Annotated in this window: 6 protein-coding genes; 2 read left to right on the forward strand and 4 right to left on the reverse strand. The window is 61.5% G+C overall.

The genetic code is table 11. From position 1 onward, the window contains the following. Nucleotides 1-83: 83 nt before the first annotated feature. The gene (gene gbcB / locus ACO6VD_RS25735; RefSeq protein WP_400174023.1) at nucleotides 84-1,184 is read right to left on the reverse strand and encodes a glycine-betaine demethylase subunit GbcB; all 1,101 of its coding nucleotides are present in this window, start codon (nucleotides 1,182-1,184) and stop codon (nucleotides 84-86) included. On the opposite strand from gbcB, the gene ACO6VD_RS25740 reads away from it, so the two are divergent. Continuing rightward, nucleotides 1,183-1,326, forward strand: a complete 144-nt coding sequence (locus ACO6VD_RS25740) for a hypothetical protein (protein ID WP_422422704.1) — start codon at nucleotides 1,183-1,185, stop codon at nucleotides 1,324-1,326. The two genes, gbcB and ACO6VD_RS25740, sit on opposite strands and share 2 nt — an antisense overlap. A gap of 144 nt (nucleotides 1,327-1,470) precedes the next feature. Beyond that, a complete protein-coding gene (gbcA, locus tag ACO6VD_RS25745; protein ID WP_422422705.1) occupies nucleotides 1,471-2,763 on the forward strand; it encodes a glycine-betaine demethylase subunit GbcA in 1,293 nt (430 codons plus the stop codon). Nucleotides 2,764-3,402: 639 nt separating this feature from the next. Here the strand turns inward: gbcA and ACO6VD_RS25750 are convergent. From ACO6VD_RS25750 to dgcB, 3 genes are read right to left on the reverse strand one after another with little or no spacing between them, the layout of a single operon-like run. Then, nucleotides 3,403-4,173, reverse strand: a complete 771-nt coding sequence (locus ACO6VD_RS25750) for an electron transfer flavoprotein subunit beta (protein WP_422422706.1) — start codon at nucleotides 4,171-4,173, stop codon at nucleotides 3,403-3,405. Between the two features lie 15 nt (nucleotides 4,174-4,188). Beyond that, nucleotides 4,189-5,412 (reverse strand): electron transfer flavoprotein subunit alpha/FixB family protein, encoded by a 1,224-nt coding sequence (locus tag ACO6VD_RS25755; protein ID WP_422422707.1) that lies wholly within the window; start codon nucleotides 5,410-5,412, stop codon nucleotides 4,189-4,191. Then, on the reverse strand, nucleotides 5,412-7,361 hold the full coding sequence (gene dgcB / locus ACO6VD_RS25760) for a dimethylglycine demethylation protein DgcB (RefSeq protein ID WP_422422708.1): 1,950 nt from the start codon (nucleotides 7,359-7,361) through the stop codon (nucleotides 5,412-5,414). Before dgcB ends, ACO6VD_RS25755 begins: the two co-directional genes overlap by 1 nt. Between the last annotated feature and the right edge of the window lie 127 nt (nucleotides 7,362-7,488).

Genomic DNA, 7,488 nt, shown 5'->3' on the forward strand with positions numbered 1-7,488 from the left:
TGGGTTATGGGGGAAAAACCCCTCCCCCCTGTTTTTTGTGGTCTTTTTGGGGGAGCGGGCTTGCCCCGCGAAAGGCTCTCGGATCAGAACTCGATCCGCACGTCGCCCTTGGGCACGCTGCAGCAAGACAGGATATAGCCTTCGGCGACGTCATCATCGGTGATGCCGCCGTTGTGCTCCATCTCCACTTCACCGCCCAGCTTGAGCACCTTGCAGGTGCCGCAGATGCCCATGCCGCAGGCCTTGGGGATCATCAGGCCAAGCTTGGCCGCCGCCGCATGCACGGTCTCGCCCGGGGCCACACGGATGCTTTTGCCGGTAGCGGTGAATTCCACCTGGTGCAGGTCGGCATTGTCCACTTCCGGCGCATCGGCAGCTTGTTCAGCGAGCTCGACCGCATCGGCCTTGACCTCGGCCGGGGTCGCACCGAACGATTCCTCATGGTAACGGCTCATGTCGTAACCGCTGCCTTCCAGCAGGCGCTTGACCGCATTCATATACGGCGTAGGTCCGCAGCAGAAGATTTCCCGCTCCATGTAGTCCGGGGCAATCAACTCCATCAGCTTCTGGTTCAGGTAGCCGCGGTAACCCGCCCAAGGCTCGCCCAGGCCATGTTTCTCACAAATGATGTGCAAGCTGAAGTTGTCGATCCGCGACGCCATGTGTTCCAGCTCGCGGTGATAGATGATGTCTTTCGGTGAGCGGGCGCTGTGCACAAAGACCATGTCGACATTGCCGTTGGTGTCGTAGAACCAGCGCGCCATGGACATCACCGGGGTGATGCCGACGCCACCACTGAGGTACAGCACTTTCGGGCTGGGGTAGTCGATGGCGTTGAACAGCCCGACCGGCCCGTGCACCGCCAGCTCCTGGCCTTCGTGCAGGGTGTCGTGCAGCCAGTTGGAGACTTTGCCGCCCGGTACCCGCTTGATAGTCACCGAGAAGCTGTAAGGCACCGAAGGCGAGCTGGAAATGGTGTACGAGCGCATGATCGGCTGGCCGTCGATCTCAAGCTCCAGGGTGACGAACTGCCCGGGCTTGAAGAAGAACATGATCGGCTGGTCGGCCATGAAGCAGAAAGTGCGCACATCCCAGGTTTCCTGGATCACCTTGACGCAACGGACGATGTGACGGCCGTTGGCCCAGGTCTGGGTGCTGACCGGATTGAGGAAGCTGTTGGACATGCTCGTCTCCACGGCCGACTGCGGCCTGATGATTGCGATTTTGCTCAAGCGCTGCGGCGGACACATTCCTATCCGCGACATCGGCGTGCTTATCGCGACCAGGCCCTTGCAACAAGGGCTGGCGCGTCGGAAACGGATCTGATCATGTCGTCCATGGATATGGATCATCACGGCTTCAATCGCACACTCCATCGCAAATGATCCTGCTGTATTTCAGCCTTGCGTCGCCATAACAATGATTAGCCACTTTCACCGGCCACAAGCACCGGCCATGAGGACCTGAACGATGGACGTCACCGCAACTTTGAGTCTGGGCGATCCACTGGAACCTGCGCGCAAGGCGACTGCCGAGATGCTGCAGAGCCGCGAGCGCACCTTCTCGCTGCCACAGCCGTTCTATTGCGACGAGCGCCTGTTCCAGATCGACATGGAAGAAATCTTCCAGAAGGAATGGCTGATCGCCGGGATGACTTGTGAGATCCCGGCCAAGGGCAACTTCCTCACCCTGCAGATCGGCAAGAACCCGATCCTCGTGGTGCGCGGCGCTGAAGGCCAGGTGCATGCCTTCCATAACGTCTGTCGTCACCGTGGTTCGCGCCTGTGCACCAGCGAAAAAGGCAAGGTGGCCAAACTGGTCTGCCACTACCACCAGTGGACCTACGAGCTTGATGGCCGCCTGCTGTTCGCCGGTACCGAAATGGGCGCCGACTTCGACATGAAGCAGTACGGGCTCAAATCAGTCAATGTGAAGACCGCTGGCGGTTACATCTTCATCAGCCTGGCCGAGAACCCACCGGCCATCGACGACTTCCTTTCCACCCTGGCTCACTATATGGAGCCCTATGACATGGAAAACACCAAGGTGGCGGTGCAAACCACCTTGATGGAAAAGGCCAACTGGAAACTGGTGCTGGAAAACAACCGCGAGTGCTATCACTGCGGCGGTTCGCACCCTGAACTGCTGAAAACCCTGCTGGAGTGGGACGACGTCACCGATCCGCGTGCCGACCAGGCCTTCAAGGATCACGTTGCCGCCTCGGCAGCAGCCTGGGACGCCGAAAAGATTCCGTACGCCCACGCCAGCTTCGGCCTGCGTAACCGCATCGTGCGCATGCCGCTGCTCAAGGGCACGGTGTCGATGACCCTGGACGGCAAGCAGGGCTGCCAGAAGCTGATGGGCCGGATCAAGAACCCGGACCTGGGCTCGATGCGCATCCTGCACCTGCCGCACTCGTGGAACCACTGCATGGGCGATCACATGATCGTCTTCACGGTGTGGCCGATCAGCGCGCAGGAAACCATGGTCACCACCAAGTGGCTGGTGCACAAGGATGCGGTCGAAGGCGTGGACTACGACCCCGAGCGCATGCGCCAGGTGTGGGACGCGACCAACGACCAGGACCGGCGTCTGGCCGAAGAGAACCAGCGCGGGATCAACTCCACGGCGTATCAGCCTGGGCCGTATTCCAAGACCTATGAGTTTGGTGTGGTCAACTTCGTGGATTGGTACAGCGAGCGCATGCTGAGCAACCTGGGGGCGGCGCCTGCACCTTATCTCAAGGGTGTGGCTGCGCAGTAGGGCCTATCGCGGGGCAAGCCCGCTCCCACCGGGAGGGTGAAAACCGGTGGGAGCGGGCTTGCCCAGCGATGCTGTTCAAATATTAACCACTGCACTCAATGCCCCGGCCCCGCTGGGCCCCTGCACTCAGCAAACACTTTATCCACAGGACAGCCCACAGCTAATGTGGGCAAGTCATTGTTTTTCCCTGCAAAAAATATTGATCAATATTTGATCAAATCTATGTAAGCCTTTAAACACAAGGCTCACAGCAGAAGGCGAACACCTTATCCACAGAGACGCCAACAGACTTTGTGTGCAAAAGTCCCAAGCGTGGAAAAGTGTTGTGGATAACGCCTCAAATGGCCAAGTTACGCTGCATTGGCCTAGCTAAACTGGCGAATTGAGTGTTTTTTGATCAACCTCATAAAACCCTTGCCACACGGGCCTCTCAGCCATGGGCGAACATATTATCCACAGACCCGCCAACAGCGATTGTGGGCAATATCACCCAAGGCTGTGAGAGAAAACCTCGAAAAATCCGCCACTTAGCTTGATCATTTTTTGACCATAACGCTGAAAGGCACGCAATGCGTGCCTTTCAGCCATACACAAACACTTTATCCACAGATCGGCCAACAGACTTTGTGAGCAAATTGCTCAGCGCAGCACGCCCTCTTCCACCAGCAGCTTGAGGATGGCTTCGGCACCCGCTTGCGGGCTAACGTCCTTGAGTACTTGTCCACCGCCGCCACTGGCCTTGGCCGTGGCTGCTTTCATGCGGTCAGCACCACTCTTGGCCTTGATCACCTTCAAACGCTTGGGTCGAGGTTTGGCGGGTTGCAGTTCGGCACTGGTAAACAACTCATCCTCGACGATCTGTACCTGGCGGGCAGCCAACACACCGCGTCGGGCCGGGCCAAAGGCGCTTTGACGCGGCTTGGGCGCGGCGTTATCCACAGTTGCCAACAGCGGCAAGCGCACCTTGAGACGGCGCCGCTGACCGCGTGGCAGTGCCTGCAGCACCTGGGCTACGCCGTTGTGGATAGATTCTACTTCCGCCAGCCCCACGACTAACGGCCAGCCCAGGCGCTCGGCCAGCAGGAATGGCAACATGCCCGAGCCTTCACCGGTTTCCGCCTGGCTACCGGTAAGCACCAGTTGCGCCCCGGCATCGCGCAGGTAGTCGCCCAGTACCCCCAGGGCATCGGCGCCCTGCGGTTGTTCAAGTACATCCAGCTGTTCCAGGCCCATGCCCAGGTAAGCGCGCAAGGCTGGCTCCTGAGGATCGCCAGCATGCAGTACTTGCAAGTTATCCCCAGCCAGCTGCAGCCCCAGTTCCACCGCCCGCGCGTCCTGTTCGGCGCGCCGGGTACGGCCTGAGCTGGGGTGAGCACCGATCGAGACCAGACTGATGACCTTGGTGTGCATAAATGTCCCCTGCCCTTATGCCGCGTCGCGCTTGGCGCCGTTGCGATAGTTTTCCACAGCCTCGATCAGTGCCTGGAGGATTGCCGCACTGTCACCGATGACCGACAAATCGGCACGCTTGATCATGTCGCAGCCGGGGTCCATGTTGATCGCCACAACCTTGTCGCAGGCGCCAATGCCCTGCAGGTGCTGGATTGCCCCAGAGATACCCACAGCCACATAGATCCGTGCCGTGACCCAGGTGCCGGTGGCACCGACCTGGCGGTTGCGCGGCATGAATCCATCATCCACCGCCACCCGCGACGCGCCCTCGGTGGCGCCAAGGGCCACGGTGGCGCGGTGGAACAGTTCCCAGTCCTTGACCCCGTTGCCGCCGGAAACGATGAACTCGGCTTCGGCCATGGCGATGGCGGCCGGGTCGACAGCCACCGGACCGAGGTCCTCGATACGTGACAGGCTGCGTGCCACGCTTGTGGATAACTGCTCAGGCAAGGCTTCGTGACGGGTTTCGCTGACCGGCTCGGCACATTCGGCCGCGGCCAGGATCAAGCGTGGCAGGCCCCGAATCAGGTCCTGCTGGCCGGCACCGGCGCGACCGCTGCATTGCCCGTCCTTGACTTGCCAGACCCGTGTGGCCGGGCGTTCATTAATCGCGGCAGCAAAGCGCCGGCCCAGCTCGCCGCCACCGCTGCGGCTGTCAGGCAGCAACCAGTGACGCGGGCTGAACTGGTTATCCACAGCCCGCAGGCCTTGTACCAATTGCTCCGGTGCATAACCGTCGAATTCATCGCCCTCGAGGACCAGCAGGCGATCCACACCGGCTGTGGAAAAGTTGCTTTCCTTGTGCTCGCCAAACACCACCGTCAATACCGCGCCATCGCTGCCAGCGAGGCTGTGGGCCAAACCGAGCAGGTCGCGATCGTGGCTGCCTAGACGGCCACCGACCATATCCGGGACCACGGCGATATAGAACGCCGGTTGAGCCACCTGATGCAGCGGCAACTCCACCGCCACCGCCGCACTGCGTTTGTTACTGGTGCCCTGCTGGGCGCCGCTGCGGTCGATGCGCTTGATGCCGTTGGGGCCGATGAAACCGACGCCATGGGGGTTCTTGCGCATGAGGCCGTTGGGGCCCATCCAGCTGTGTTGCTGTCCCTGTTGCATAGCCGCGTGCAAAGGATGCAGGCGGTTGCGGGCAATCCACTCGGCGCGCGGATCACGGCGAATAATGTCGCTCATCAGTGCACCTCCGCAGGTTCACGCTTTGCCGGGGCAGGTTTACTCGCCGGGGCCTGTTCTTCGAGCAGGGCATCGGCAACCAGCTCAGCCAGGTCCTTGATCAATGGGCGCGGTTCGACCACACCTTCGAGCATCGCCGTGCACTGTGGACAACCTACGGCCACCAACTCGGCGGCGGTCTCGCGGATGTCGTCCATGCGCATGTCGGGAATCCGCTGCTTGCCGGGAATATCAGTGATCGGCGCACCGCCGCCACCACCGCAGCAACGGGAACGGAAGCCCGAACGCTGCATCTCCTGCACTTCGATGCCCAGGGCCCGCAGCACTTCACGCGGCGCCTCGTATTCACCGTTGTAGCGCCCCAGATAGCACGGGTCGTGATAGGTAACGCTGCCGCCCTTGTGCTGCCCCAGATTCAGCGCACCTGCGCCGATCAATTCGGCGATGTAGGTACTGTGGTGCTGCACCAGATACTCACCGCCAAAGGCGCCGTACTCGTTCTTGAGCACATGGAAGCTGTGCGGATCGCAGGTGACGATGCGCTTGAAGCTGTATTTGGCCAGGGTCTGGATATTGCGTTTGGCCAGTTGCTGGAAGGTCGCCTCATCGCCCAGGCGCCGGGCCACATCGCCACTGTCGCGCTCCTCAAGGCCAAGCACGGCGAAGTCCACCTGTGCCGCTTTCAGCACTTTGACGAAGGCGCGTAAGGTGCGCTGGTTACGCATGTCGAAGGCACCGTCACCGACCCAGAACAGTACATCTGTGGTTTTGCTATCGCCGAGCAGGGTCAGATTCAAGTCCGCAGCCCAGTTCATCCGCCCGCCCGGGGCAAAACCGCCCGGGTTATCGGTGGCGATCAGGTTTTCCAGCACTTCGGCACCCTTGTTTGGCGTGGCGCCTTTTTCCAGGGTCAGGTGACGACGCATGTCGACGATGGCATCGACATGCTCGATCATCATCGGGCACTCCTCCACGCAGGCGCGGCAGGTGGTGCACGACCACAGCGTTTCGGCATCGACCAGACCATTGACGATTGGCTGGTGCGGATTGCCGCCGTGTTCGCCAATCGGCTTGCCGGGGTACGGGCTGCCGGCAAACTTGGCATCGGTCCCTCCCGCCAGGCCGACGACCATGTCCTGGATAAGTTTTTTCGGGTTCAGCGGCTGACCGGCAGCAAAGGCCGGACAGGCGGCTTCGCACTTGCCGCACTGCACGCAAGCGTCGAAACCGAGCAACTGGTTCCAGGTGAAATCCTTGGGTTTCTCAACCCCAAGCAGCGCCTGGGGATCTTCCAGGTCCAGGGGTTTGAGGCCGGTGGAACGGCCATCGCCAAAGCGCTCGGCGCGGCGGTGCCAGGCCAGGTGCAGGGCCCCGGCAAAGGCGTGCTTCATCGGCCCGCCCCAGGTCATGCCGAAGAACAGCTCGGACACGCCCCAGAGCACACCAAGCCCCAGCAAGGCCACCAGCACCCAACCGCCAAAGCCTTCGGGAAGAATGCCGGCCACCGGCAAGGTGGCAATGAAGAAGCTGGCGGCGAACACCAGCAAGCTTTTTGGCAGGCGCATCCATGGCCCTTTCGACAGGCGCGAAGGCGGATTGAGCCGGCGCTTGTAGACGAACAGCGCACCGGCAAACATCAGCACGGTAGCCAGCAGCAAGGCATAGCCAAGGATCTTGTTGTGCAAGCCGAAGCCGTGCACCAGGATCGCCAGCACTGCAGCCAGCACAAAGCCACCGGCGGTGGCGACGTGGGTGTTGGCCATATATTTGTCACGGGCGACCACGTGGTGCAGGTCGACCATATAGCGCCGCGGCATGGCCAGAAGGCCACCGAGCAGGTCGACCTTGGCAGGCCGGCCTTGGCGCCACATCCGCACACGTCGCAGCGCGCCGAGGACGGCAAGGCCCAGGGCGGCGAACAGGAGGATGGGAAGCAGGGTGTTCAACATGGGAAGCTCCCACAGCAATCGTGCTTTGGAAATGACACTGTGGGAGCGGGGGGGGGGGGGGGGGGGGAGGGGGGGGGGGGGGGGGAGGGGGGGGGAGGGGGGGGGGGGGGGGGAGGGGGGATGGGGG

The sequence above is a fragment of the Pseudomonas sp. GZD-222 genome, assembly GCF_049310525.1.
Lineage (GTDB): Bacteria > Pseudomonadota > Gammaproteobacteria > Pseudomonadales > Pseudomonadaceae > Aquipseudomonas.